Here is a 1,593-nt window from a genome sequence, read left to right as displayed (position 1 = left end):
AGGGGTCGGCGGTGACGCGGGTGAGGAACTCGCCGTCGCTGCAGCCGGGCGTGAGTACCGGCGTGACGATGAGGACCTTGTCGCAGGTGAGCGTCTCGGTGGTGCGGTACTGGTGGCACAGCGCCGTCTCGAAGCGGTCCGGCGTGGTGGTGGTCTGCACGCTGCAGCCGCTGTAGGTGCCGGCGATGTTCCCCGCGATGCTCTGGGGGTCGGCGGTGATGGTCCGGGCGCGCGTGAGCAGCGGATCGTTCGGGGCGATGCTGAAGGTGGGCCGGCGCGTCGGGTTGGTCTGCGAGAAGTTCACCGCGTTGCAGGCCTGCGCGCTGGTGGTGTTGCCGTTGCCGGCCGCCGCGCAGGCGCTGGTGGCAGCGGCTGCCTGCGAGCCCAGCCCGGCACTGCCGAAGTAGGCGGCTTGCGGCGGACTGGTGGTGTAGCCGGGCACCGTGCCCTGGGCGGTGGTCGGGTTGATCTGGGTGCGGGCGGCGGCGTTGCCGGAGCGCCCCATGGCTGCGCCCTGGTTGAAGGCGTCGGAGAGGGATTGGGCCTGGGCGGGCTGCACGGACAGGAAAAGCAGCACTGCGGCGGCTGCTATTGCTGCCACCCGTGCTACCGCTGGCAGTAGGTTCTTCATCGGGAGCGCAGCCGGGAGAGGTAGGGGCCGGCGACCGCAGCGGCTCCGGTGTGGCGACGGGCCATGTGCTCCAGCGCGTAGTCCAGGCTGACATCGCCCGACACCGATACGAAGGGACGCGGCACGGTGCAGGTGGTGGCGCTGCACGGTGGGGTGTCTTCACCGAACGTCAGCAGGAAGGTGGGCGCGGCCTCGACGCCGTGCCGCTCGAAGGCCTCGGGGTCGATCACCCAACCCGCTTTGCGTTCGCCGAGCAGGTCGCTGACGGCAGCGACCGTCTGGCGCATCGACTGGTTCTTCAGGCCGCGCAGCACGAGAACCGCGCCGGCCCGCTCGGCCTGGTCGACGAGGCGGCGCAGGCTGCCCTGGGGCATGTCCAGGGTGACGAAGATGCGAAGCGCGGGCTCCTGGGGTACGAGGGCTCCGGAGCTCATGGCGCCGCCAATCTGGCTGCCCTGACGGGCCAGGACGCCGATGTCGATGCCGGCGCCGCTTGCGGGAGGGCGCTGGGCTGCGCCCGGTCCCTCGCCGGAGCCTGGACCGATGCGGGGCAGGCCGCGCAGTGCCGGGATCGGGTTGTCCGGTGCGGGAAGCGGGCGGTCGGCTTTCGCGCGCTCGATCTCCTGTGCAGTCGGCCAGCGGGGCGCGGTTGGCTGTCCCTGCGCGAAGGCGTCGGGCGCTAGCAATGCGGCTAGACCCATCGCGGCGAGGCGTGCGGCCGGCCGGATGGGCGCGACTGGGCGCCGCTGCGCCCGCGGATCACCAGGCGCCGACACAGCAGTTCCTCTTGCGGAAGATCTGGTAGCTGAAGTCTTCCCCGCTGACCGGGAAAGACTTGCCGGAGCCCCAGATCATGGTGGTGCGCCCGTAGGGCTGGCAGCACTGGCCGGCGACCTTCGCGGTGGCGGGCACCGGGTAGGTCATCTGCAGCTTGTAGTGGGTCTTGTCGAAGATGGGCAGCG

At 71.2% G+C, this 1,593-nt stretch carries 2 protein-coding genes and 1 pseudogene; all 3 read right to left on the bottom strand.

Annotated elements, in window-relative coordinates; translation table 11 throughout:
- Positions 1–577, bottom strand: a pseudogene (locus tag ACOVRJ_RS16875) (hypothetical protein); the annotation flags it as partial.
- A gap of 50 nt (positions 578–627) precedes the next feature.
- Positions 628–1,332: a type-F conjugative transfer system pilin assembly protein TrbC gene (trbC, locus tag ACOVRJ_RS16870; protein WP_422044997.1), complete on the bottom strand. Its 705-nt coding sequence runs from the start codon at positions 1,330–1,332 to the stop codon at positions 628–630.
- Positions 1,333–1,390: 58 nt separating this feature from the next.
- A partial coding sequence (locus tag ACOVRJ_RS16865; RefSeq protein WP_422044996.1) for a TraU family protein occupies positions 1,391–1,593 on the bottom strand: 203 nt, incomplete at its 5' end.

Source organism: Roseateles sp., assembly GCF_049240545.1.
GTDB lineage: Bacteria > Pseudomonadota > Gammaproteobacteria > Burkholderiales > Burkholderiaceae_C > Paucibacter_A.
The sequence above is the reverse complement of the archived record's forward strand: the minus strand, read 5'-3'. Positions and strand labels throughout refer to the sequence as shown.